At 67.5% G+C, this 24950-nt stretch carries 17 protein-coding genes; 12 read left to right on the top strand and 5 right to left on the bottom strand.

What is annotated here, in order from left to right; genetic code table 11:
* The first annotated feature begins 156 nt into the window (after window positions 1-156).
* From mrcB to ACILRJ_RS12130, 9 genes are all read left to right on the top strand, one after another.
* The gene (gene mrcB / locus ACILRJ_RS12170) at window positions 157-2451 is read left to right on the top strand and encodes a penicillin-binding protein 1B (RefSeq protein ID WP_395683454.1); all 2295 of its coding nucleotides are present in this window, start codon (window positions 157-159) and stop codon (window positions 2449-2451) included.
* A gap of 95 nt (window positions 2452-2546) precedes the next feature.
* The gene (locus tag ACILRJ_RS12165; protein WP_395683453.1) at window positions 2547-3062 is read left to right on the top strand and encodes a tetratricopeptide repeat protein; all 516 of its coding nucleotides are present in this window, start codon (window positions 2547-2549) and stop codon (window positions 3060-3062) included.
* Window positions 3063-3132: 70 nt separating this feature from the next.
* Window positions 3133-5082 (top strand): ATP-dependent DNA helicase, encoded by a 1950-nt coding sequence (locus tag ACILRJ_RS12160; RefSeq protein WP_395683452.1) that lies wholly within the window; start codon window positions 3133-3135, stop codon window positions 5080-5082.
* 443 nt (window positions 5083-5525) lie between these two features.
* Window positions 5526-7142: a tetratricopeptide repeat-containing sulfotransferase family protein gene (locus ACILRJ_RS12155; RefSeq protein WP_395683451.1), complete on the top strand. Its 1617-nt coding sequence runs from the start codon at window positions 5526-5528 to the stop codon at window positions 7140-7142.
* 435 nt (window positions 7143-7577) lie between these two features.
* Window positions 7578-11273 (top strand): S8 family serine peptidase, encoded by a 3696-nt coding sequence (locus ACILRJ_RS12150; protein WP_395683450.1) that lies wholly within the window; start codon window positions 7578-7580, stop codon window positions 11271-11273.
* Between the two features lie 521 nt (window positions 11274-11794).
* Entirely contained in the window at window positions 11795-13360 is a 1566-nt protein-coding gene (locus ACILRJ_RS12145; protein ID WP_395683449.1) for a phospholipase D family protein, read from the top strand.
* A 1-nt stretch (window position 13361) separates the two neighbouring features.
* Complete coding sequence (locus ACILRJ_RS12140; RefSeq protein ID WP_395683448.1) at window positions 13362-14030, top strand: TVP38/TMEM64 family protein; 669 nt, start codon at window positions 13362-13364, stop codon at window positions 14028-14030.
* Complete coding sequence (locus ACILRJ_RS12135; protein WP_395683447.1) at window positions 14030-14707, top strand: endonuclease/exonuclease/phosphatase family protein; 678 nt, start codon at window positions 14030-14032, stop codon at window positions 14705-14707. The genes ACILRJ_RS12140 and ACILRJ_RS12135 overlap by 1 nt, the downstream gene beginning before the upstream one ends.
* Before the next feature lie 77 nt (window positions 14708-14784).
* The gene (locus ACILRJ_RS12130) at window positions 14785-14934 is read left to right on the top strand and encodes a hypothetical protein (protein ID WP_395683446.1); all 150 of its coding nucleotides are present in this window, start codon (window positions 14785-14787) and stop codon (window positions 14932-14934) included.
* 22 nt (window positions 14935-14956) lie between these two features.
* Here the strand turns inward: ACILRJ_RS12130 and ACILRJ_RS12125 are convergent, their stop codons facing one another.
* Window positions 14957-16339, bottom strand: coding sequence for an L-serine ammonia-lyase (locus ACILRJ_RS12125; protein WP_395683445.1), 1383 nt, complete (start codon window positions 16337-16339; stop codon window positions 14957-14959).
* 65 nt (window positions 16340-16404) lie between these two features.
* On the opposite strand from ACILRJ_RS12125, the gene ACILRJ_RS12120 reads away from it, so the two are divergent.
* Window positions 16405-16632, top strand: coding sequence for a glutaredoxin family protein (locus tag ACILRJ_RS12120; RefSeq protein WP_395683444.1), 228 nt, complete (start codon window positions 16405-16407; stop codon window positions 16630-16632).
* 89 nt (window positions 16633-16721) lie between these two features.
* On the opposite strand, the gene ACILRJ_RS12115 is transcribed toward ACILRJ_RS12120, so the two are convergent.
* Window positions 16722-17114 carry a VOC family protein gene (locus ACILRJ_RS12115; protein ID WP_395683443.1) on the bottom strand — a complete coding sequence of 131 codons (393 nt, stop codon included), beginning with the start codon at window positions 17112-17114 and terminating at the stop codon, window positions 16722-16724.
* 10 nt (window positions 17115-17124) lie between these two features.
* A complete protein-coding gene (locus ACILRJ_RS12110; RefSeq protein WP_395683442.1) occupies window positions 17125-18753 on the bottom strand; it encodes an APC family permease in 1629 nt (542 codons plus the stop codon).
* Between the two features lie 218 nt (window positions 18754-18971).
* Here ACILRJ_RS12110 and creD point away from each other — a divergent pair, with 218 nt between their 5' ends.
* Both creD and tsaB read left to right on the top strand, forming a co-directional pair.
* A complete protein-coding gene (gene creD / locus ACILRJ_RS12105; RefSeq protein ID WP_395683441.1) occupies window positions 18972-20294 on the top strand; it encodes a cell envelope integrity protein CreD in 1323 nt (440 codons plus the stop codon).
* A gap of 138 nt (window positions 20295-20432) precedes the next feature.
* The gene (tsaB, locus tag ACILRJ_RS12100; RefSeq protein WP_395683440.1) at window positions 20433-21122 is read left to right on the top strand and encodes a tRNA (adenosine(37)-N6)-threonylcarbamoyltransferase complex dimerization subunit type 1 TsaB; all 690 of its coding nucleotides are present in this window, start codon (window positions 20433-20435) and stop codon (window positions 21120-21122) included.
* A 10-nt stretch (window positions 21123-21132) separates the two neighbouring features.
* Here tsaB and ACILRJ_RS12095 read toward each other — a convergent pair whose 3' ends face one another.
* A complete protein-coding gene (locus ACILRJ_RS12095; RefSeq protein WP_395683439.1) occupies window positions 21133-24099 on the bottom strand; it encodes an acyltransferase family protein in 2967 nt (988 codons plus the stop codon).
* Between the two features lie 64 nt (window positions 24100-24163).
* Window positions 24164-24943: a class I SAM-dependent methyltransferase gene (locus ACILRJ_RS12090; protein WP_395683438.1), complete on the bottom strand. Its 780-nt coding sequence runs from the start codon at window positions 24941-24943 to the stop codon at window positions 24164-24166.
* Window positions 24944-24950: the final 7 nt, after the last annotated feature.

The following is a 24950-nucleotide window of genomic DNA, read 5'->3' as shown; positions in this document are numbered from 1 at the left end:
CCAACTCCAGCCAACCCTTCCTTCGAAGGGCAGGGCTCAAGACATCGCAGCGCGCCATGCAAGTCAGTTGCGCGTACCGGCCGGTGCGTACGCACCTCCCCGCTCTTCGCGCCACGCGGCTACACTCACCCGACCCTGCCACGATCGCCGACGCGCTTGCCCTTCCTGTCGAGTTCGCTCAACGTCCTGTACGTCGCCTGGCGCGTCGTGCGCATTCCGTTCCTGCTCGGTCTCGGCCTCGCGATCGGCTTCCTCGTGCCCTACACCTGGCTGCTCGATCGCGAAGTGCGTGGCCGTTTCGACGACCTTTCGTGGCAACTGCCGAGCCGCGTCTACGCGCGGCCACTGCAATTGGTGTCCGGCATGCCGATGAACGCGGACATGCTCGGCAGCGAACTCGACGCCGCCCGCTATGACGAGGATGCGCAGGCGAAGTCGCCGGGGACGTTCCACCGCGACGGCGCGCGCTGGACCATCGCGCGGCGCGGTTTCGTCTATCTCGACGGACGCGAACGCGAGAAGCGCATCGTGCTGACGCTGGCGAACGGTCGCGTCGCGAACCTTGTCGATGCCGACAGTGGTGTGGCGCTCGCCAGTGCGCGCATCGATCCGGCGCGCATCGCGACCCTGTACGGGACACAGCAGGAGGATCGCCGCTACGTCACGCTCGGCGAGATTCCGCCGCTGCTGCTGTCCGGCCTGCAGGCGGTCGAGGATCGCGACTTCAAGCACCATCACGGCATCAATCTCGGCGCGATCGTGCGTGCGGCATGGGCGAACCTGGTCGCCGGGCACGTCGTGCAGGGCGGCTCGACGTTGACCCAGCAGCTGGTCAAGAACCTGTTCCTCGATCGCGGGCAGACGTTCGCGCGCAAGGGCAACGAGGCGTTGCTGTCACTGCTGATCGAGGCGCGTTACGACAAGACGCGCATCCTCGAGGCCTACGTCAACGAGGTGTTCCTCGGCCAGCAGGGCGCGCAGGCCGTGCACGGCTTCGCTGCTGCAAGCGAGTTCTACTTCGGTCGCGACCTGCGCTCGCTCGGCGCGGCCGACATCGCGCTGCTGGTCGGCATGGTGCAAGGGCCGAGCCTGTACGACCCGCGCCGCAATCCCGAGCGCGCGTTGAACCGGCGCAACATCGTGCTCGGCGTGTTCCGCGACACCGGCCTGCTCGACGACGCCGCGTTGGCGAGCGCGAGCAAGCAGCCGATCGGCACTGCCGCCAATGCGACCTTGCCGCGCGATCGCTATCCCGCCTTCCTCGATCTCGTGCGCCGGCAGATCCGCCAGGACTTCCCCGACGCCGAACTCAACAGCGCCGGACTCGCGATCCATACCACGCTCGCGCCATCGGTGCAGTCGCTCGGCGAGGACGCGATCGACAAGGCGTTGGCCGCGCTCGGCAAGCGCGGCGATGCGGTCGAGGCCGCGCTGGTCGTCACGGGTTCGCGCGACGGCGAAGTGCAGGCGGTGATCGGCAGTCGCGATGTCGACGAGCCGGGCTTCAATCGCGCGCTGGATGCGCTGCGGCCGATCGGTTCGCTGGTGAAGCCGTTCGTGAACCTCGTGGCGCTGGCGCAACCCCAGCGTTATTCGCTCGCGACCCTGCTCGACGACGGCCCGATTGACCTGCCGCAACCAGGCGGCGGGCGCTGGCGCCCGGAGAATGATGACCACGAGTCGCACGGCCAGGTGTTGCTGGTCGATGCGCTCAAGCAGAGCTGGAACCTCGCCACGATCAACCTCGGCCAGCGCATCGGTGTCGATCGCGTGCGCGGCTTCCTCGAATCGTTCAAGCTCGGCCGCACGATCAATCCAAATCCATCGATGCTGCTCGGCGCGCTCGATCTCAGTCCGTTCGACGTCGCGCGCCTGTACCAGTACCTCGCCGCCGATGGTCACGCTCTGCCGCTGCGCGCGGTGCGAGGCGTGCTCGATGCGAAAGGGCGGCCGCTGTCGCGCTACGAGATCAAGCCCGGCGGTGGCGACTACACGACTGCGACGCGCCTCGTCACGTACGCGATGCAGCAGGTCGCGATCGGCGGCACCGCGCACGCGATTGACGACTCCGGCCTCGGCTGGCTGCATGCCGCGGGCAAGACCGGCACCAGCGATACCCAACGCGATTCGTGGTTCGCCGGCTTCACCGGCGATACGCTCGCGGTTGCGTGGGTTGGTCGCGACGACAACAAGCCGACCGGCCTGTTCGGCTCCACCGGCGGGCTGCGCATCTGGATCGAATTGATGAAGCGCCTGCCGACGACGCCGCTGGTGGTGCCGCAGGACGGTATCGAGCGCGCATGGATAGCGCCGGCATCGGGCAAGCGCACCGACTCGGGTTGCTCGGGCGCGCGCGAACTGCCGTTCGCGGTCGGCTACCCGCCCGAGGACGAGGAGCATTGCCCGCTCGACCAGTTGCGCAATTTCTTCGGCGACGGCAACGGTGGCTGACTCGATGCCAGCGAGCGCATCGGCATCGCGGACCGCGATGCGGCGACCATGAGACAATTGCGCACCCACGTGTATCACCAGATTCCCGGAACCGCATGAAGCTTTACCGTCTTTCGTCGATCCTGATTGCCCTGAACCTTGCCGCCTGCGCGCATCCAGGTCCGCCGCCGCCACCGCCGAAACCACCCGTCGACACCGCGGCTGCCGTTCGCGCAATACGCGCGGCGGGGGACGGTCTCGACTCGGCCGTACAGGTGCAGCCGTTGCGCGAAGCGGCGATCGAGGGATTTCTCAAATCCGCGCGAGCCGCCGAATCGAGGCAGGACTACGCGTCTGCCGCGCAGGATGCCGACGATGCGCTCAAGCTCGCACCGGATGCGCCCGAACTGCTCCAGTACAAGGCCGAGATCGAGATCGCGCGAGCGCAATGGAACGAAGCCGAGCAGCTCGCGCTGAAGAGCCATGCGCTCGGCCCGCGCTCGGGCAGCCTGTGCGCACGCAACTGGCAGACCGTGGTCGAGGCGCGCACCGCGCTCGACGATGCAGTGACCGCCGATTCCGCGCGCCAGCGCCTCAAGGAATGCCGTATCAAACCGGTGTTGCGGATGTGATGGTGGAGCCGCGATTGGGGATTGGGGCTAGCCGGGGCGGAGCGACGCTGCCGAAGTCGGGTTCGCCACGATGAGCAAGGTTTTTCCAACTCCCGAATCCCCGATCCCCCATCCCGGCTCCCCCGCTGCCGACCTGCTCGGTCCCGAGGGTCCTTTCGCGCGCGAGGTACCCGGCTTCGCGCCGCGCGCGGTGCAGCAGGCGATGGCGGCGGCGGTCGAGGAAGCGATCGCGGATAGGCAGATGCTGGTCGCCGAGGCCGGTACCGGTACCGGCAAGACCTACGCCTACCTCGTTCCGGCGCTGATGTCGGGCAAACGCGTGATCGTTTCGACCGGCACCAAGACCCTGCAGGACCAGTTGTTCCATCGCGACCTGCCGCAGGTGCGCGGAGTGCTCGGCGCGCGCCTGTCGGCCGCCTTGCTCAAGGGGCGCGCGAATTACCTGTGCCTGCACCGGCTGGAACAGACATACAAGGAGGGTCGCTTCACGAGCCGCGAGCAGGTGTCGCAACTGCATGCGATCCGCGTGTGGTCGCAGCGCACGCTCGCGGGCGATCGCGCGGAGCTGGCAGAGGTCGCGGAGGACTCGTTGCTGTGGCCGAAAGTGACCTCGACCACCGAGAACTGCCTCGGCGCGGATTGCCCGATGTTCAACGATTGCTTCGTGGTGAAGGCGCGCCGCGCCGCGCAGGAAGCGGACCTTGTCGTCGTCAACCATCACCTGCTGTTCGCCGACCTTGCGATCAAGCAGGAAGGCTTCGGCGAAATCCTGCCGGGCGCGCACGCGTTCATCCTCGACGAGGCGCACCAGATTCCCGACCTCGCGGGGCAGTTCTTCTCGGTCACGTTGTCGGCGCGCCAGTTGAGCGAACTCGCCGGCGACACGCTGGCCGAATGCGCGAACGTCAGCGGCGCGCTTGCCTCGCTGCAACCGGCGATCGAGGCGTTGACGCTTGCGGTCAAGCGGCTGCGCCTCGCGCTCGACCGCTTCCCGACCAAGGGCTCGTTCGTGCAGATCGAGCACGACAGCGAGGTCGAGCGCGAGCTGGCCGAACTTGCCGGTGCACTCGCCGCGCTGGCCGAGGCGCTCGACAAGCATGCCGCGCGCAGTCGCGGCCTGGCCAGCATCGGCGAGCGCGCGACCGAACAGGCGGCGCGGCTGTCCCACCTCACCGACGGCAGCGCGCGCGATGCGGTGCACTGGTACGAATTGAGCGCGCACGGCTTCGCCTTCCACGCGACGCCACTCGACATTGCCGGTCCGCTGCGCGAGCTGCGCGCGCAAAGCCAGGCCGCGTGGATCTTCACCTCGGCGACGCTGGCGGTCGGTGGTCGCTTCGAGCATTTCGCGCGCCAGATCGGTCTCAGCGATCCGCTCGAACTGCGCGTCGACAGCCCGTTCGACTACGGGCGCCAGGCGCTTGCGTACCTGCCGCGTGGCCTGCCCGATCCATCCGCGGCGGACTACGTCGATCGCGTCATCGACGCGGTCGTGCCGGTACTGGAAGCGTCGAACGGACGCGCATTCCTGCTGTTCACCTCGCACCGCGCCTTGCGCCGCGCGGCCGAACTGTTGCCGCAACGCATCGCGTTCCCGTTGTTCGTGCAGGGAACGGCGCCACGCAACCTGCTGTTGACCGCGTTCCGCGAATCCGGCAACGGCGTGCTGCTCGGCGCGGCGAGTTTCTGGGAGGGCGTCGATGTCGCCGGCGACGCGCTGAGCGTGGTGGTGATCGACAAGCTGCCGTTCGCCGCGCCCGACGACCCGGTGCTGGTCGCGCGACTGGATGCGCTGCGCGACGCCGGCGGCAATCCGTTCACCGAATGGCAGGTGCCGAATGCCGTGATCGCCCTGCGTCAGGGCGCCGGTCGTTTGATCCGCGACGTGCATGATCGCGGCGTGCTGATGCTGTGCGACCCGCGCCTGACCACGCGCGGCTACGGCAAACTGTTCCTCGCGAGCCTGCCACCGTTGCCGCGCACGGCGAATCTCGACGACGCGGTGCGCTTCTTCGCCTGACGGATGCAGACGGAGACTGTGCTCCGTTCGCCCCGAGCGCAGCGCCGCAGGCGCGCAGTCGAAGGGGCGCTCCGCAGGCATTTCGACTTCGCTCGCTACCGCTCGCTGCGCTCAATGCGAACGGCATGGGAGGCCCATTCGCTCATGGAAACCCGTTCGCCCTGAGCGCAGCGCCGCAGGCGCGACCATGCTCCGTTCGCCCTGAGCGCAGCGCCGCAGGCGCGGAGTCGAAGGGGCCTTCCGCAGGCATTTCGACTTCGCTCGCTATCGCTCGCTGCGCTCAATGCGAACGGTGTAGTCGCTGCGCTCGGTGCGAACGGTGTAGCCGCCGCACGCAATGCGGTAGTCGCCCCGCTCAATGCCAAAGGACATCGAGGTCCGTTTCGACGCGAACGGCGCGCTGTGTTAGAAACGACGATTGCCGCCCGCAACACGGTGCTCGAATGCCTTCTTCCTCGCCGCGCCGCGGTTACCGATTCGCCGGTTTGCCGGTCCATCTCGTCGTCGTCGCGGAACAGACGATGCGTGCGCTCGAACGAAATGACAGTGCCCGCGCGCTGTCCGAGCTCGATCGCGTGGCCACGGAGATTCCGGAGCATCCGGAATTGCTGCGCCTGCGCGGTTTCGCTCTGATGCAACGCGGGGAAGTCGGCGCCGCGCTGGAGTGCCTGCTTGAAGCGGCGGAATGTGCGCCGGACGACGCGCTCATCGCCTGCCAGCTGGGCGTCGCGCTTGCGCGCAGCGGCGATGTCGCGGCGGCACAGGTTTCGTTCCGGCGCGCGGTCGAGCTGGACCCGCAGTTGCCCGAGGCCTGGTACAACCTGGGCTGTGCGCTCGATTCCGCTGGCGACACGAACGGTGCATGCCTCGCGTTCGAGCGTGCGCTTGCCCTGCAGCCGGAGCATGTCGCGGCGCGCCTGCGCCGCGCGGAAATGCTGAAGATGCTCGGCGACCTCGACGAGGCCGAACGCGAGTTGCGCGTGCTGCTCGCGCGTGACGCGGAGTCGGTGCCGGCGTGGGCAGGGCTGGCGAACCTCGGCACGTTCCAGCCTTCGCCGGGTGAACTGGCGCGCCTGGTCGAGTTCCAGGCGAGCGGGCGGGTGCCGCAGGCGCAGCGCGTCGATCTCGCGTTTGCCCTGGCCGCGTTGCTCGAACGCGCAGGCGACTATCCGGCCGCGCATCGCCTTTTCGTGCAGGCGAACAGCGCAAAGCGCAAGCAGGTGCGCTGGAATGCGGCGGCGTTCACGGCGTTGATGGATGGCGTGCTCGACGGCCTCGCCCAGGCACCGGAACCGGCGGATGGCGATGCGCGCGGACGAGGTCTTGTATTCCTGGTCGGCATGCCGCGCTCGGGATCCACGCTGGTCGAGCAGATGCTGTCGGCGCATCCGGACGTGCAGGGCAGCGGCGAGAACAACGTCGTCGCGCAGGTGCTGCAGGCGGAATCGAGGCGGCGCGGAAAGCGCTTTCCGGCGTGGTTGCCGGATGCACTTCCGTCCGACTGGAGCCGTCTCGGCGACGAGTACCTTGCCATGTGCGGATGGCGCACGACCGAACGGCGATACTTCACCGACAAGACGTTGCCGAACTGGCAGACGCTCGGCGCGATCCGGCGCATGCTGCCCGCGTCTCGCATCATCCATTGCCGTCGCGACCCGCTCGAGATGCTCTGGAGTTGTTTCAAGCATCACTTCGACGACGCGCAATTCTTCACCTACGACCTCGACGAACTCGTCGCCTACTGGCGTGAATGCGAGCGCGCGATGAGTGTCTGGATGGCGCGCTGGCCAGCCTGGATCCACCCGCTCCAGCATGAAGAGTTGCTGGGCGCGCCCGAAGAGCGTTTGCGGGAAGCCATGTTGCATTGCGGCATTCCGTTCGATGCGCGCTGCGTCGATTATCACGCGAATGCGCGAGAGGTCCGCACTGCCAGCGCGGCACAGGTCCGACAGCCGCTGCGCAAGGACTATGCTGCGGCGCGGCGATACGGTTCCCTGCTCGACGACCTGCGCTTGCGTATGGCGCGAAGCGGCGCCGGACTCCGTCCCGGGCAGGATTGAAGGGTCGCAACGATCATGCTATCAAGCAGTTTCCTCGGAACGTCCGCTGCAGCTTGAGCGGAGCGAGGCTCTGACGTCGCGGCGCATCCCTGACTTCTCGGGAGCGCCTGGCGTCGAGGGGGAGAGGTCGTTTTGGAGACGGCAACCAGTCAGCTCGTTTCGAACGGAATCCGCACGCGGAGTCCGTCGGCGCAGGCGAAGTCCACACATCGCGACACGAAAATCTTCAGGGAGTCACGCATGAAGTCGGTACACATCACTACCTTGGCGTCGGCCGTAGGCCTCGCCTTGGTCGGGGCGGGCCTTACGTCCGCCCTTGCAGCACGAACAAATGATGCAACAGCATCGTCGAGCGCGAAGCTTGTCGCCCTCCACAACGACCAGGCTGCATCGGTTACCGGCCGCTACATCGTGGCATTCCAGGAAGCCGGACTGGTGAGCTACCAGGGCGGCACCAACGGCATGGCGCGTACCGCGCCGCACCTCGACGGCGTGTCCGCGAACAGCTCGCGCAAGTTCGAGATCAATTCTTCCGCCGCGCAGGCGTACAAGGCGTACCTCGAGCAGCAGCGCGCGGTGCACATGCGCGCGATCGAGCAGGCGCTCGGACGTCCGGTCGCGACCCGCTTCACCTACGACGTCACGATGAACGGTGTCTCCGTCGCGCTGAGCGCGGGCGAAGCGGTGCGCGTCGCCGCGCTGCCCGGCGTGAAGTCGGTCAAGGCGGTCGGCCTGAAGAACGCCGACACGTTCCGCGGTCCGAAGTTCATCGGCGCGGACAAGATCTGGGACGGCACCGCGGTTCCCGGCGGCGTCGGCACTCGCGGCGAAGGCGTCAAGGTCGGCATCATCGACACCGGTACGAACATCGGCCATCCGTCGTTCGCCGATGACGCGACCTGCGGTTTCAGCGGTGCGAATCCGAAGCTGTTCCCGCGCGACTGCACCGTCAACAACGGCACCTCCTGCACCGGCACCAACCCGGATGCGGCCGAGGGCGACGGCCACGGCGTGCATACCAGCAGCACGGCCGCCGGCAACACGATCGACAACACCTACACGCCGGCGCCGCTGCTTCCGGACGGCATCCAGATGTCGGGTGTCGCACCGTGCGCCACGGTCTATTCCTATCGCGTCGCCGATGATGGCGGCAGCATCGCCGACGACTACCTGCAGGCCGCGTTCCAGAACGCGATCACCGACCAGGTCGACGTCGCGAACTACTCGATCGGCCCGACCTGCGGTGGCGGCAATCCGTGGGACGAGCTCGCTTTCCTCGACATGGAGTCGGCCGACATCTTCGTGGCGGCGTCCGCGGGCAACACGCGCGCGACCTGCACCAATCCGACCGGTCTCGTTGCCAACAACGGCCCGTGGGAAATGACGGTCGCGGCCTCGACGCAGGACCAGATCCTCGCGCCGACGATCTCCGCCGCGGGCCCGGGCACTCCGCCGCCGGCGACGCAGAACATCCCGTTGATCCAGGGCAGCACGACGCTCCCGATCAATGCGGACTTCAACAGCCGTCCGATGCGCACCAACCCGGCCAACCCGATCGGTTGCACGGCGACCGGTGGCATCCCCGCCGGCTACTTCGGCGCCAACGAAATCGCCATCCTGCGCCGCGGCACCTGCTCGTTCACCGAGAAAATCACCAACGCGTACAACGCGGGTTCGCGCCTCGTGCTGATCGGCAACAACCAGCCGGGTTCCATCAGCATGAACACCACGGGTGCGCCGGCCGACGTCGCCGCATTCAGCATGGAGCAGGTTCCGGGTGATGCGCTGATCGCGTTCGTCGATGCCAACGAACCGCCGGCGCCGATCGCCGACCGGGTCTTCGCGAACGGCTTCGACGGCCCGACCGCCGCCGATGGTGCAGTGGGTGACTACCGCTACATCTCGATCGGCGCTCAACAGGGTGACGTGCTCGCGAAGTTCAGCTTCCGCGGCCCGACCCAGGCGCCGTACGACAACCTGACCAAGCCGGACATCACCGGCCCGGGCGTGAACATCTACGCCGCGCTCACCGATACGGAAGGCAGCTACGGCCTCTTGAGCGGTACCTCGATGTCGTCGCCGCATCTCGCGGGTTCCGGCGCCCTCGTCCGTGCTGCGCATCCGACCTGGACGCCGATGGAAGTCAAGTCCGCGATCCAGACCACGGCCTTCCAGGGCGGCTTCGCGGAAGACGGCGTCACGCCGTGGAACACCGACCAGGTTGGCAGCGGTCGCGTCGACCTGACCAAGGCGGCACTGGCCGGCCTGACCCTCGACGAGACCACTGCGAACTTCCACGCGGCGAATCCGGCCGGTGGCTCGATCGACCAGAGCGAGCTCAACCTCGCCTCGATGCGCAACGTGCATTGTGGCGCGAGCTGCAGCTGGACGCGTACGTTCAAGAACCAGCTGACGACCACCGGCAACTGGACCGTGACGACCACGCCACCGGCGGGCTACACGCTGTCGGCGAGCCCGACGACGTTCTCGCTCGCACCGGGCGCGACCCAGGCCGTCACGTTCACGGCCACCGGTAGCGCAAGCACGGTCGCGTTTGGCCAGGTGCTGCTGCATGAAGATGCCAGCCAGTCTCCCGACCAGCACCTCACGGTCGCGGTGAAGGAAGGCGATCCGGCCATCGGCGTCAACCCGACGTCGCTCTCGGCCTCGCTCGCTCCGAACGCCACCACCACGGCCAACCTCGATGTCACCAATGTCGGCGGTCACACGCTGACCTGGAACGTTGTCACGGGTCCGCAGCCGGTGACGGTGTGGGATCAGCCGCAGCAGGGCACCAGCGGTGACCTCAGTACGGTGTTCTCGGACGCGAACTTCTTCGTTGCCTCGGACTTCGCGGTGGCGTCGCAGTCGAACATCACGACGCTGACCGCGTACGGCTTCGACAACGCGAGTTCGCTCGCCACGCAGCCGTCGCTCCGCTTCACGGTCTATTCGGACGTGGCGGGCCAGCCGTCGGGCAATCCGCAGACGGGCACGGGCACCTCGGTGTGGTCGTACACGACGACGCCGACGGGTGCCGGCGTGACGATTGGCGGTTCCGGCATCATCACGCTGGATCTGGCCGCGGCGTCGCAGTCGCTGTCGCTGGCGCCGGGCACGTACTGGCTGTCGGTGGTTCCGACCTACACGAACGCGAGCACCTCGATCCCGCCGTTCTGGGCGTGGTTCTACGGCGCGCCGAAGGGCACCGCGGATCTCGCGGTCGGCAGTGGCTACGGGGTAACCAGCTGGACGCCCGAAGGCAATGATTTTGCCTTCAACATCCAGGGTACCGTCACCTGCGGAGCGCCGTGGCTGACCCCGACCCCGACCAGCGGCAGTGCGGGCATCGGTGTCACCAACAGCGTGAGCGTCGGCTTCAACAGCACCGGCATGGTGGCGGGTACGTACAACGCCAACCTCTGCCTATCGAGCAACGATGCCGCGCATCCGATCACCGTGGTTCCGGTGACGATGACGGTGACCACTCCGCTGCTGACCTTCACCCAGGACTTCGACGACATCACGTTGCTGGCAGGCCTGGGCTGGCTGCAGGTCAACCACAGCACGACGATCGGCACGACGAACTGGTTCCAGGGCAACGCCACCGTGTTCCCGGCGTTCAACGGCGCAACCAACTCGTACATCGGCGCGAACTACAACAACACGACCGGCAACAACACGATCAGCAACTGGCTGGTGACGCCGTCGATCACGTTCGCGAGTGGTTCGTCGTTCGCGTTCTACACCCGCGAGGCAGTCACGACGTTCCCTGATCGTCTGCAGGTGCGCCTGTGCACGGGTACCGCCGCGAACTGCTCGAACGTCGGTACGACCTCGACGGATGTCGGCAACTTCACGACCCTGCTGCTCGACATCAACCCGACCTACACGACGACCGGCTATCCGCAAGCGTGGACGCAGTTCACGATCCCGAGCGCCAGCCTGCCGACCTCGGGTACCGGTCGAATTGCACTGCGCTACTTCGTCGAAGGCGGCGGCCCGTCTGGCGCCAATTCCGACTACATCGGCATCGACAACGTCGTGATCACGGCGGCAGCGCTGAACAGCGTGGGTTCGCCGAGCTCGCCGTTCCCGCAGCCCGACAGCAGCCAGACCGGCGCCCGCTGATCGAATCAGCCAAGCCCGCCTGACGGGCAACATGGATGGACTTCAAGAGGCGGGGGAAACCCCGCCTCTTTTTTAATGTCCATGGATGGACGGCACACCGGAAATGCAGGAGCACTACCGGTGTATTCCATGGATGGTCCGCATGGCGGCCCGCGGATGTTCCAGACATCCGCGGACACTTCCCACATCCTTGTGGGTCGGATCCGCGCGCGCTCCCGGCGCGCACGGACACTTCCCACATCCTTGTGGGTCGGATCCGCGCGCGCTCCCGGCGCGCACGGACACTTCGCAGGCGCGCACGGACACTTCCCACATCCGTGTGGGTCGGATCCGCGCGCGCTCCCGGCGCGCGCGGACACTTCCCACGTCCGTGTGGGTCGAATTGCAGGAGCACTGCCGGCGCATTCCAACGGCAAGTCCAAGATGGAATGGACCGTGGCCTTGGCTCGCATGAACGGGCCGCTGCCTGTAGCCGCGACCGTTCAGAATCCACTCACGGGAATGCTGCGCATGATGCGCGAATGCGTGCCCATCCTTCCTTGATCCGGCCGGTCGTCGTCGTGCTTGCTTGGGCCCTCGGCGCCTGCGCGACGCTGCAAACCGACATGCCGCGGCCGAAGTCGTCGGCGTTGCCCGCGGTCGCCGACTCGGCATCGACGCGCTACGTCGCGGGCGAGGTTGCCGCACATCCAGGACAATCGGGTTTTCGCCCCTTGCTCGGCAATGCGAACGCGCTGATCAGCCGCGTCGTGCTCGCCGACGCGGCTCGCCATTCGATCGACCTGCAGTACTACATCTTCAGGAACGATGCGACCGGCCGCCTCATCGCGCAGCGCCTGCTCGCCGCGGCCGATCGAGGCGTGCGCGTGCGCATCCTGCTCGACGACCTCGATATCTCGAAGGAAGACCGCCTGCTCGATGCACTCGATGTGCATCCGAACATCGAGGTACGCCTGTTCAACCCGTTCCGCTTCCGCCAGCGTTCGCTGCTGTCGAAGGCGGGCCAGTTCCTCATCGAAGGGCCGCGCCTGAATCGGCGCATGCACAACAAATCGTTCATCGTCGACGGCATGCAGGCGATCGTCGGGGGACGCAACATCGGCGATGCGTATTTCGACGCCGGTGACGAAGTGCACTTCCGCGATCTCGACGTGCTCGCGATCGGCCCGGTGGTGCCGCAGGTCTCGGCCATGTTCGACCGCTACTGGAACAGTGATGCGGCGTTCCCCGTGACCGCGTACAGCGACAACCGCGTCACCGAGGCGAACCTCGCGATCCTGCGCGATCGCCTGCTGCGCGATGCGCGTGCGTTCAAGGAGAGCGAGTACGCCGACGTGGTCGCCGAGGACCTGCCGAATGGACCGAGCGCCGAACGCAAGGGCGCCTGGTTCTGGGGCGAGGCGCGCCTCGCCGCGGACGATCCGGACAAGGTCGATCCCGCGCCCGGCGTCGATGAGCGACGCCTGCGCCGCATCGCGCCCGCCTTGCGGCACGTGCTCGACACGGCGCAATCGCAGGCGCTGCTGGTGTCCCCGTACTTCATCCCCGGAGACGACGGCGTCGCATTGCTCACCGCGCTGGTTGCGCGCGGCGCAACCGTGAAGGTGCTTACCAACTCGCTGTCCGCGACCGATGAGCCCGAAGTGCATGCGGGCTACGCGAAGTACCGCGAAGCCCTCGTGAAGGGCGGTGTCGAGCTGCACGAACTCAAGGGACTGGGTGGCGTGGGCAACCAGCGCGCCTACGGCACGTCGTCCGGCGTGAGCCTGCACGCGAAGGCGATGGTGATCGATCATCGCCAGGTGTTCGTCGGCTCGATGAACTTCGATCCGCGTTCGGTCAAGCTCAATACCGAGATGGGCGTGATCGTCGACAGCCCCGGCCTCGCCGATGCGGTCGAGCAGTTCTTCGCGCATGCGACCGCGCCCGAGAATGCCTACCGCGTCGAACTCGACGACGGCCATCTGCGCTGGACCGGCAGGGACGACGGCAAGGCGGTCGAGTTCGACCACGATCCCGGTGCGTCCCGTTGGCAGCGCGCGAAGCTGCGCGTGATGCGGGTGATGCCGATCGAGGGACTGCTGTAGCGTGCGCAAGCGCCTGCTCGCGTTCGCCGGCGCACTCGCGCTCGTCGCGGCGGCCGCCACCGCATGGCAGCTCGCGCCGCATTTCACCGGCGCGACCGTCGCCGACCTGCTCGCCGCGGCGCAGTCCTGGCGCGGATCGGCATGGACGATTCCGGCGCTTCTCGCCGCATTCTTCGTCGGCGGTTTCATCGCGTTTCCGGTCAACCTGCTCATCGCGCTCACGATCGTCGTGCTCGGTCCCATGTCCGGCGCTCCATGTGCGCTTGCCGGGGCACTTCTGAGCGCGATCGCGCTGCACGAAGCCGGCCGCGCGCTGCCCGAGCGGTTCCACGCCCGCATCACGCATCTGCGCTGGACGCGCTTGCGCGACCGGCTCCTCGCGCACGGCGTGCTCGCAGTCGCAACGGTGCGCCTCGTGCCGGTCGCGCCGTACAGCGTGGTCAGCCTCGCGTCGGGCATGCTGCGCGTCCGGCGCGCCGACTACCTCGCCGGTACCGCGCTCGGCATGGCGCCGGGCGTCGCCCTGTACGCGCTGTTCGCGGAGCGCGCGGAGGCGGCCCTTCGCGACCCGCACCCGCTCGCATGGCTTTCGCTGTTCGGCGTCGTCGCCGCGCTCGTCGCGATCGGGTGGTTCGCACATGCGCGCGGGCGCGTGCACGGCCCGCGTTGATGCGCATCGCGACCTGGAACCTGCACGAGGCGGTCGGGGTCGATGGCCGCTGCGTGCCCGGGCGTGCCGCACGCGTGCTCGCGGAGCTCGACGCAGACGTCGTCGCGCTGCAGGAGTTCTCCCCTCGTCGCGGCACGTTCGACGAACTCGCGCAGCAGCTCGAGCACGCCGCGAAGGCAAGGCTCGTCCTGATGCCGACGTTCCTCAAGCGGGGCCGCGTGTTCGGCAATGCACTGCTTTGTCGGCTGCCGATCGTCTCGTTCGAGGCGCACGACCTCGGAATAGAGCGACGCGAGCCACGCAACCTGATCGACGCGCGCATCGACTGGGGCGGCCGGCCGTTGCGCGTCCTCGCCACGCACCTCGGCCTTCGCCGTGACGAGCGCATGCGCCAGGTCGAGAAAATCGGCGCGCTCTTCGGCGAGGACGACGTGCCTGCGCTGCTGCTCGGCGATTTCAACGAATGGCGCCTGCAGGGCGCGCTGGCGCCGCTCGAACGTCATCTCACGCGCGTTCCGGGCCCTCCCACGTTTCCGTCGCCGTACCCGATCGCACGACTCGATCGCGTGTTCGCCTCGCGCGGATTGCGCATCTCCCGCGTGCACGCGCATCGGAGCCGCAGCGCACGCATCGCGTCCGACCACCTTCCACTCGTCGCGATGCTCGAACGTGCCTGAATGAACGCTGCGGCAGACAGCCGCGACTCAGCCTCGCGCGCCGAGCATGTCGATCCCGCCAGCGAGGGAATCACGCCATGATCCGCAAGCTGAAATCCGGCGAGTACCGCCTCTACTCGCGCAAGACCGACCCGAAGACCGGCAAGCGCCGCAATCTCGGCACGTTCCCGAGCCGCGCCGCGGCGGAAAAGCACGAGCGCGCAGTGCAGTATTTCAAGCGCCGGTGAGCCGTGAGCGGCGATCGCGCGCTCAGCACTCGATCACGTTGACCGCGAGACCGCCACGACTCGTTTCCTTGTACTTGTCCTGCATGTCGCGGCCGGTGTCGCGCATGGTCTTGATCACCTTGTCGAGGCTGACCTTGTGCTTGCCGTCGCCGCGCATCGCCATGCGCGAGGCGTTGATCGCCTTGACCGAGCCCATCGCGTTGCGTTCGATGCACGGGATCTGCACGAGGCCGCCGATCGGGTCGCAGGTGAGGCCGAGGTTGTGCTCCATGCCGATCTCGGCCGCGTTCTCGATCTGGCCCGGCGTGCCGCCGAGCGCCGCGGTGAGGCCCGCTGCGGCCATCGAACAGGCGACGCCGACTTCGCCCTGGCAGCCCACTTCGGCGCCGGAGATCGAAGCGTTTTCCTTGTACAGGATGCCGACTGCGGCTGCGGTCATCAGGAACGTGCGGATGCCGCGGATGTTCGCACCGGGACAGAAGCGGTCGTAGTAGTGCAGCACGGCCGGGATGATGCCGGCGGCGCCGTTGGTCGGCGCGGTGACGACGCGCCCGCCGGCGGCGTTTTCCTCGTTGACTGCGAGCGCGTACAGGTTGACCCAGTCGAGCGTGGTGAGCGGATCGCGCATCGCGGCTTCGGGCTTGGACGACAGCTCCGCATGCAGCGCCGGCGCGCGCCGCACGACGTGCAGCCCGCCCGGCAGCGTGCCCGATGCGCGGATGCCGCGCGCGACGCAGGCCTGCATCGCGGCCCAGATCTCGTCGAGGCCGGCGTCGATTTCGTCGCGCGTGCGCCAGGCGAGCTCGTTCGCGTACATGAGTTCGCTCATGTCGAGACCGCTTTCCGCGCAGCGCTTGAGCAACTCGTCGCCGGAATGGAACGGATGCGCGAGCGGCGTCTCGTCGGCGACGATGCGGTCTTCCGCCGCTTCGTCCTGGTTGACCACGAAACCGCCACCGACCGAGTAGTAGTCGCGCGTCGCGATCGTGTTGCCGTCGGAATCGAAGGCGGTGAAGCGCATGCCGTTGGTGTGGAACGGCAGCTTCTGCCGCTTGTTCATGATGAGGTCGGTCTTCTCGTCGAACGCGATCTCGTGCTCGCCATGCAGGCGGATGCGCTTGCTGGTACGGATGCGCTCGAGCGCAGCCGGGATCAGGTCGGGATCGATCCGGTTCGGCAGGTAGCCTTCGAGGCCCATCAGCACGGCCTTGTCGGTGCCGTGGCCGCGCCCGGTCAGTGCGAGCGAACCGAACACCTCCGCACGCACGCGCGCGGTACGCGCAAGGTCGCCGCCTTCGACCAGCCAGCGTTCGACGAAACGCGCCGCCGCGCGCATCGGCCCGACCGTGTGTGAGGACGACGGACCAATGCCGATCTTGAACAAGTCGAATACGCTGACGGCCATTGCAGCCAACCTTCTGGACGAACAGACGGCTATTCTACGCGTTCCGTCCGCTCACCCGTGCCCGCATGCATCTGGTCCTCTACCAGCGCGACGATTGCGCATTGTGCGACCAGGCGCTCGCGCTGCTCGCGGCGGCGCGCGCGCCGGAATTCGCCAGCGTATGGATCGATGACGACGATGCGCTGGAAGCGCGCTACGGTTCGCGCGTGCCGGTGCTGCGCGACGATCGCGACGGACGCGAGCTCGATTGGCCGTTCGACCTTGCGCAGCTGGCTGCATTCCTGCGCGGCTGATCATGTACTGCGGTGCAAGAACGGGCTTGGCGCATGCGATGTTGCAGGGGTGCGCGGGATGGTGGGCTTGAGCCCACCCTGCGCCGACCCTACGCGCCGGTCGCTGCGCTCGAGTGCAATGCGATGCGATTGCCTTCGCTGTCCTGCACGATCGCGCGCATGCCATGCGGGCCGATCGAATGCATCGGCTCGATCACGCGCCCGCCGTTGCGGGCGACCGCGTCGACCGCTTCGGACAGGCGCCCGTCGCAGTTGAAGTAGACGAGCGGACCGTCGGCGTTGCCGGCGTATCCGGCCTGCTGCACGAGGCACGCGCCATTGCCCTGCTCGTGTTCGAGCAGCGCGAAAGCGCCGCCGCCGAACGCGATGCTTTCGACGCCGATCGCGAGCACCTCGCGGTAGAACGCGCTCGCCCGATCGAGGTCGGCGACCGGGATGTCACACCAGACGATGCGGTTGTGGTTCGCGTTGAACTCGCTCACGCCAACCTCCTCACAGTGGGTCGGGAACCTTCGACAACGGCGGCACTTCGCCGTGTGCGGCTTCGACCGCCGGCGTGCGCCAGCCCGACTTGACGCCCCAGAGATAGAACACGAGGCCGACCGCGGCTACGACGGCGAGATCCCAGCCCCAGGTGAGGTAGTTCTTCCCGCCGAACTTCTCGCTGCCCGCCCACGACAGCAACGCGATCGAGGGCAGGTACGCGATCAGCCACCAGGCGCCGCGCAACTGGCGGCCGAAGTCGGCCCAGTCGGCCTTCCACTGGAACCAGAAGTAGATCGGCAAGGCGACCACGATCAGCAGGATGATCTCGCCGGTCAGTGGCCACTTCGCCCAGTACAGGAGTTCGGTGGCGAAGATGAAGGCGAGTGCGGCGAGCACCGGCAGGCCCTTCAGGCGGAACGGGCGATGCATCTCCGGCGCGGTGCGGCGCAGGCCCATCGCACTGACCGGTCCGGTCATGTACGAGATGATCGTCGCGACCGAGATGACGGCCGCGAGCGTGCCCCAGCCGCGGAACTTGAACAGGAACAGGAACGACACGACGAGGTTGAACCACATCGCCGCGCGCGGCACGCCCCAGACCTCATGCAGCTTGCCGAACATCTTCGGCATCGTGCCGTTGCGTTCCATGCCGAAGATCATGCGTGCAGTCGTCGCGGTGTAGGTGATGCCGGTGCCGCTCGGGCTGACGAACGCATCGAAGAACAGCAGGTTCGCGAGCCAGACGATGCCGAGCAGCTTGGCGAGGTCGGCGAACGGCGAACTGAAATCGATGCCGTGCCAGCCGGCCTTGGCGAGCAGCTCCGGCGGCACCGCGCCGATGTAGGCGACCTGCAGGATCAGGTACACGATCGTGGCGAGGCCGATCGAGCCGAGCACCGCGAACGGAATGCTGCGGCCCGGATTGCGCGCCTCGCCAGCGAGGTTCACCGGACTCTGGAAGCCGTTGTAGCTGAACACGATGCCCGCGGTCGCGACCGCGGTGAGCACCGCCGCGAAATCGATGATGTGCGAATCGCCGTGGATGCCGACCGAGAAGTTGCCCGGATGGAATCCGCTCAGGATCAGCGTCACGCCGGCGAGTGCGGGAACGACCAGCTTGAACAGCGTGATCGCGGTGTTGGAATGCGCGAACAGCTTCACGCTCCAGAAATTCAGCAGGAAGTACACCACGACGAGCACGGCCGCGATCGCGAGGCCGGTCTCGGTGAGTTCGCCGTGTCCTCCGGCGCCGCGGATGTACAGATCCTTCGCCCACTGCCAGTCCCAGCCGGCCATGTACTGCACCGAGGCTTCGGCTTCGATCGGGATCACCGACACGATCGCGATCCAGTTCGCCCATGCGCCGATGAAGCCGACCAGCGACCCGTGCGAGTAGTGGCTGTAGCGCACCATGCCACCCGACTCCGGGAACATGGCGCCAAGTTCCGCGTAGGTCAGCGCGATCGTGGTGATGATCGCCGCGCCGATGACCCATGCCCAGATCGCATCGGGACCGGCCAGCCCGGCGGCCTTCCAGGCGCCGAACAACCAGCCGGAGCCGATGATCGAGCCGAGTCCGGTGAGCATCAGCGCGAACGGGCCGACGGTGCGGCGGATGGAGGATTGGTCCGACATGCAATGACCCCAGGTCGCCGCGGTCGCGGCTTCAGGCCGCGATGGTCGCAGGTCGCGCCGGGATTGTCAGCGGCTCCGCCGGGGCGGCCGTGCCAAACGCGTCCGCGCGGTGCTGTCGTCCCGGCGATGCCCGGTGCCGCCCTCGAATCGACCCGTTTCGCCCGCTGCCCGCCGGCTACGTGCGGTGCAATCCGTCGCGACATGCGAGGAGAGAACTAATGTCACTGATCCATCAGACCCAAGGCGTCACGTTCAAGGTGCTCGGCATCGCACTGCTGGCCCTGCTCATGCTGATTCCGCTGGCGCAGGTCAACACGCTCATCGGCGAGCGCGAGGGGCGCGCCCGGGAGGCGACGCAGCAGATTGCGTCGCGCTGGGGCTCCGCGCAGCTCGTCGGCGGTCCGGTGCTCGCGGTGCCGGTGCGCTGCGAACGGCAGCGCGAGGACAAGGTCGTCACGCTCGAGGAAATCGCGTTCCTGCTGCCCGACCGCCTCGGGCTCAACGTGACGCTGACCCCGGAGCTGCGCAGCTACGGCATCTACGAAACCGTCGTCTACACCGCGGCGATCAAGGCGGAGGGACGTTTCGCGGCGACTGATTTCGAGCGCGTCGCCGGCGAAGGTTGCCGGGCACAGTGGGCGCGCACCGAGCTGCGCGTGCCGGTCGCCGACGTGCATGGCATCCGCCGCGCATCCGCCCTGCGCGTGGGCAGCGGCGAGCTTGCGTTCGGCCCGGATGGCGCTGGAATCGGCGACGTGTCGGCAATCACCGCCGCGATCGCGCTCGACCCCGCCACGATGGCGCAGCCATTGCCGTTCGCGTTCGAGCTGACCGTCGCCGGCAGTGAACGCTTCGCGGCACTGCCGCTCGCCCGCGCGACCGACGTGCATGTCGAGGGCACCTGGCCGGACCCCGGTTTCGACGGCACGTTCGTCCCCGCCGAACGGCACGTCGACGCGAGCGGTTTCCGCGCGGACTGGCAGGTGCTCGATCTCAACCGGCGCATCCCGCAACACTGGTCCGCGCACGAGGCGTCGACGGTCGATCTTGCCGCGAGCGCGTTCGGCGTGAGCCTCGTGCGGCCCGCGAACGCGTACCAGCAGAATGTGCGCGCCGGGAAATACGGCTTGCTGTTCGTCGCACTCACCTTCGTTGCGTTCTTCCTGTTCGAGGTGCTGCGGGGCCTGCGCGTGCATCCGGTGCAGTACCTGCTGGTCGGTGCCGCGCTGTGCACGTTCTACCTCGTGCTGCTCGCGCTGTCGGAACAGGTCGGTTTCGGCATTGCCTATGCGATCGCGGCGGCCGCGATCGTGCTCATCGTCGGTGGCTATGCCGCCGCGGTCCTGCGCCAACGTCGCGCCGGCTTCGCGCTCGGCGGACTACTCGCGCTCGTCTATGTGCTGCTGTACGGCCTCGTGCGCAGCGAAGATTACGCGTTGCTCATGGGATCACTCGGCCTGCTCGCGACCCTCGTCGCGCTGATGGCGCTGACGCGTCGCGTGGACTGGTACGTGACCGGAGCGCGGGCCTCGACCAACTGAGCCGATTCGCCTCGTGTGGGAGCGCCGGGAGGCGCGATGCTCTCCGGCAAGGCATCGCGGCTTCCGCCGCTCCCGCAACATCACCTTCGCGATCGCTCGCCAACGAATGCCACGACCAGCCTTGCTAGAATCGCCGGCATGAACCTGCTCGCCATCGAAACCGCGACCGAGTCCTGCTCGGTCGCCCTGCTCAGCGGCGAGCGCCTGTTCGCGCGCAGCGAACTCGCGCCGCGGCGGCATGCGGAACTGCTGCTGCCGATGTGCGACGAGGTGCTCGCCGAAGCAGGCCTCGCACGCCGTGGCCTCGATGCGATCGCGGTCGGCTGCGGCCCGGGGGCATTCACCGGCGTGCGCCTCGCGGTCTCCGCCGCGCAGGGCATCGCGTTCGCGCTCGGCATCCCGGTCGTGCCGGTGTCCTCGCTTGCAGCGCTCGCGCTGCAGGCGCCGGACAACGATGCGCCGATCCTCGCCGTCATCGACGCGCGCATGGGCGAGATCTACGCGGGCTGGTATCGGCGCACGCCGGGTGGGCTGGTCGAGCCGATCTCGGCGGAGACGGTCGGCCAGGCAGGCGAACTTGCCGTGCCGTCCGGCGGCGCCTGCAACGTCATCGGCTCCGGCTGGACGACGTATCGCGATGTCCTGCGCGAGCGCGTCGGCGAACCGTCGTGGGCCGATGGTGACTGCTATCCACAGGCGGTCGACGTCGCACGTCTCGCGGTACCGCGCATGCGCGACGGCGTCGCGCCGGAATTCGCGCTGCCAGTCTACCTGCGCGACAAGGTCGCGCTGACCCTCGACGAGCAACGTCGCAGCCGCGTGAAGTGACTGTGCCGATTCAGCGAGTGCCGGTCGCGTCGGGCGGAATCTGCAGCGCGATCCCGGCGAGTGCATGCGTACCTGCCTCATCGAGCACGAGCAGCGACAGCGTTTCGCCGGGGCGCGGATCAAGTATGTAGCCGTCGAAACCGCGTTGCTGCGGAATGTTCAGGCGCAGCGCATTCCGGTTCATGCCGATGAAGCTTGTCTTCGCCAGGCCGCGCAGCGAACCTGCGGCATCGACGACGACGAGCACGGGATCGGCCGGACGACCTTCGATGCGTGGCATCCAGCCCTCGAGGGCTGCGATCCGTTGCCCGGAAAGCGGATCGTCGAACTCGCGCACGACGCGCGCGACCGAATCGCCGATCGCGGCGGGGCGTTCGACCGGCGCGTGCCACGCATCTGGCTTCAGCAAGGCGAACGCGGGTTCGGCGAACATCGCAAGGCGATGAACGCGGAGGAGGGCGAGCGTGTCGAGCACGTCGGCGCGTGACGCATCCGGACCATCCGGGAAACGCTCTGCGTCCCAGATGCCGAGCTGCGCAGCGACCGCGGACTGCTGGATTCGGCGATACACGGCCGCACTCCAACCGCCGAAAGCGCGGTGCGACGGCGCGAAGGCCAGCAGCACGAGGGCGATCGGTACGGCCAGTGCGAGCGTGCGCCCTCCTCCCGTGGAGCGAACACCGGCGAGCGCATACAGCGCGAGCCCGAGCCAGAACAGGCAGCTCCACGGCAGGTAGCGATCCGCGAATACCTCCCCGGGTGCCTGTGCAAAAGCCTGCAGGCGCGCGAGGCAGACGATCGCGGCCGCGCCGAGTGCGAACGTCGCGAGGCCGAGTCCGAGTACGCGCATGGAGCCGGATGCGCGTCCGGTGCGCCATGCATGCAGCAGTGTGCAGGCGTACGCGATGACGCCGCCGCCGCCGATCAGGGCGCTCCAGGTCATCGGGCCGTCCACGCCGAACAGGCTGTCCATCCAGCGTGCGCTCGCCACCAGCGGCCGGCCGATCGTCGTCTGCATCAGCGCAGCCTGCATCGACTCCGAGAGCGGCGGTTCGCCGTTGCCGAGCCATGCGTGCATCCATGGCGCTGCGAGCCAGCGCATGAGCACGAGCAGGTTCGCGAGTGGATCGAAGTGCAGGCTGTTGCGCACGCCCGTATCACCGGGTAGCGCGGTCAGATAGACAGTCGCCGTCAGCATGAAAAGGACGCCTGCGGCAGCCAGCGCGCGCGCACGCAGACGCAGCACGAGGCCGAGCACGAGCACGCACGCGAAGCTCGCCATGCCGGTGCCGAAGCTGAACGTGGCAGCGACGCATGCGAAGCAGGCGGTGAGCATCCAAGGTAGCGGCCATTGCCGGCGGGATGCATCCAGCGCGAGGATTGCCGTCACGCAGAACAGCACGACGAAGTAGACGTGCACCGACTCGTTGCCGTGCATGAGCATGCGCGCATCGCCGAGCCAGAACAGCGCGAGCACCGCGAGCGCACAGGCGCCGCTGCGCGCGACCGCGGGCGTCGCCCGTTCGCGCACGATCGCGATCACGACGAGCAGGAGTGCGAGCAACGCGGCGACGATTCCGCACGCGACCTGCAGGCTCTGGTGGGCGTCGAACCAGCGGATATCGGCGAGGCGCACGAGCGCAGGCAGGATGGGCCGATGCCCGTTCTCGAGCTGGATGGCATTGTCGGGAAATGGCAGCCCGAGGTAGTAGCGGTACAGTCGGAACTGGTCGAACGCGGGGTAGCGCAGCGCGAAGTTCGCAATGGCGACGAGCGAGGTGAGCAGGTACGCGGATGCCGCGAGTACGAAAACCAGGACGAGCGGTGCCTGCGCATGGCGCGCCAGCCACGCATCGCCGCGCGCGGATGCGGAACGCAAGAGGCCTTGCGGCATCAGTGCGACGATGCGTGGGCGCAGCGACCAGCTTTTCAGTGCGAGGGCGGGCTTCTCGACGAAGTGCCATGACAGCACGCCGAGCGCGGTCGCGAGCGGCAGTGCGAGCGCGGAGTTTTGCCACGGCGCCGCCTGTGGCAGGTGGTGCGCGACCACCTGCTGTATCGGAAATCCCCACAGGTACAGCCCGTACGAATAGTCGCCGAAGCGGTTGAACGCATGCCAGCGCAGCCGATACGCGAACCAGAATACGAAGGCGGTTTCCGCCAGCGCGAACGCGGGCGGATAGGCCCATGTTCCGCTCGCCGCCCAGCACGCCGCGACCAGTGCGACAAGGAGCGCGCCGTGCAGGGGAATGTGTTCGCGATGCAGGTAGCAGAGCGCGCCGAGCGCGAACATCGCGGCGAGTCGCGGCGAACCGGGCATCGCCAGCAGCGGCACATGCTCCGGCGCGAACCAGCCCGCGACGAGCAGCGCGAGTATTGCCGCGCTCGCCCACGCACGACGTGCGAGCAGGCCGATGCCGCCGACGACGGCGACCCACACGTACATGCGGACCTCGATAGGCAGGGTCCAGATCGAGCCGTTGATCGTGCTGCGCCGCGGATTGTCGACGAACACGCCGGGAAGGTCCCAGTGCAGGTCCTGGCCGAAACGCAGATTTGCCAGAACGTACCCACGCGTATCCGGGTGTTGCAGATAGTCGTGCAACGGCAGGTGCGTGTAGATCGCGCCGAGCACGAACGCACTGAGCAGCATGCAGGCCACGAAAGCCGGCAGCAGGCGCAAAGCGCGCGCCCAAACGAATACGCCCACGCTGCGTCGGCGCAGGAAACTGCCGCTGACGAGAAAGCCGCTGATGATGAAGAACAGGTCGACGCCGATCGCCCCGGAATAGCTGCCCCAGCCCATGCGGATGAAGACGTCGCTCGCATCCGGTGCATGCACGGTCATTGCGTAGCCGTGGCCGTAGATGACCGCTGCCGCCGCGAGGAAGCGCAGCAGCAGGTAGTTGTCGTGCTTCTGCGCGAGGCCATCGGCGAGTGTCATCCAGCGACGACGCGACGGCACCGGGTCGGCCATTGCCTCCCCGTCGGGGCCGCTGGTGGTCGCAGCCGATTCCCTGCTCGGTTCCACGCGAAGGAGGTCAGTCGTGGTGACGACTGCGCAGGAGGCAGAACGCGCGTTCGTCCCCCGCATTCGTCGCCGGATCCGACGCTTTGGTATTGCCGACCGTGGTGTAGTCGAGAATGTCCCAGCCGGTACGATCGAACAGGCGGCGCAGTCCGGCGTCCGAGAACATCCAGTAGTTGGTCGGATCGTTGTTCGTCTCGTACGGATCGACCAGATAGGCGGCGGGAACGCTGCGCAGGTCGACGCGAATGCTGTTCACGTCCTTCCCGAGCGGCAGGTTCAAAGCGAGGTTGTAGCGCGCGATGCGCGTGCTCACGAGCGCATGGCGGGCGAACCGGGCGAGGTTTTCCATGGCACCGAAGGGATTCTTCAGGTGGTACAGGATGCCGAGGAAGAACGCGAGCCCGTAGCGCTCCCCCGGCAGTTCGAAATAGGCGTCGAGGTCGACCTGCCGGATGTTGATTTTCGACTGCAGCGCCTCCTTGAGCGCGGCCACGCCGCGACAGCCGTTGAAATTCGTCGGTGCGTAGTCGACCACGTCCGCGCGACAGCCGAGCGACTCCATGAAGAACGCGGTGTCGCCGTCCGCTGCGCCGATGTCCACGATCGGTTGACCGTCGGTCAGGTCGAGCAGGTTGCGCCGGTCGCCCTTGAGGAGGGAGCGCAGGATCTGGAAGTTGTTGAGGGTTCCATACGGGTACCAGCCGAACTCCATCGGAGCCACGCGCTGCTTGACCGCATCGAGTTCGGAATTGAATTTGCGCGCGCGGCGCGCCATTTCATCGATGTCCATATTCTTC

This window comes from Dokdonella sp., from assembly GCF_044227025.1.
Lineage (GTDB): Bacteria > Pseudomonadota > Gammaproteobacteria > Xanthomonadales > Rhodanobacteraceae > Dokdonella_A.
This window is presented reverse-complemented; position numbering and strand designations above follow the sequence as displayed.

What these genes read in the sequence shown, in the direction of transcription:
- ACILRJ_RS12145 (WP_395683449.1), top strand. Translation starts at nt 11,795, where the DNA reads ATGCGTGCCCATCCTTCCTTGATCCGGCCGGTCGTCGTCGTGCTTGCT.
- tsaB (WP_395683440.1), top strand. Translation starts at nt 20,433, where the DNA reads ATGAACCTGCTCGCCATCGAAACCGCGACCGAGTCCTGCTCGGTCGCC.
- ACILRJ_RS12125 (WP_395683445.1), bottom strand. Translation starts at nt 16,339, where the DNA reads ATGGCCGTCAGCGTATTCGACTTGTTCAAGATCGGCATTGGTCCGTCG.
- ACILRJ_RS12120 (WP_395683444.1), top strand. Translation starts at nt 16,405, where the DNA reads ATGCATCTGGTCCTCTACCAGCGCGACGATTGCGCATTGTGCGACCAG.
- ACILRJ_RS12090 (WP_395683438.1), bottom strand. Translation starts at nt 24,943, where the DNA reads ATGGACATCGATGAAATGGCGCGCCGCGCGCGCAAATTCAATTCCGAA.
- ACILRJ_RS12110 (WP_395683442.1), bottom strand. Translation starts at nt 18,753, where the DNA reads ATGTCGGACCAATCCTCCATCCGCCGCACCGTCGGCCCGTTCGCGCTG.
- ACILRJ_RS12155 (WP_395683451.1), top strand. Translation starts at nt 5,526, where the DNA reads ATGCCTTCTTCCTCGCCGCGCCGCGGTTACCGATTCGCCGGTTTGCCG.
- creD (WP_395683441.1), top strand. Translation starts at nt 18,972, where the DNA reads ATGTCACTGATCCATCAGACCCAAGGCGTCACGTTCAAGGTGCTCGGC.
- ACILRJ_RS12135 (WP_395683447.1), top strand. Translation starts at nt 14,030, where the DNA reads ATGCGCATCGCGACCTGGAACCTGCACGAGGCGGTCGGGGTCGATGGC.
- ACILRJ_RS12130 (WP_395683446.1), top strand. Translation starts at nt 14,785, where the DNA reads ATGATCCGCAAGCTGAAATCCGGCGAGTACCGCCTCTACTCGCGCAAG.
- ACILRJ_RS12165 (WP_395683453.1), top strand. Translation starts at nt 2,547, where the DNA reads ATGAAGCTTTACCGTCTTTCGTCGATCCTGATTGCCCTGAACCTTGCC.
- ACILRJ_RS12160 (WP_395683452.1), top strand. Translation starts at nt 3,133, where the DNA reads ATGAGCAAGGTTTTTCCAACTCCCGAATCCCCGATCCCCCATCCCGGC.
- ACILRJ_RS12095 (WP_395683439.1), bottom strand. Translation starts at nt 24,099, where the DNA reads ATGGCCGACCCGGTGCCGTCGCGTCGTCGCTGGATGACACTCGCCGAT.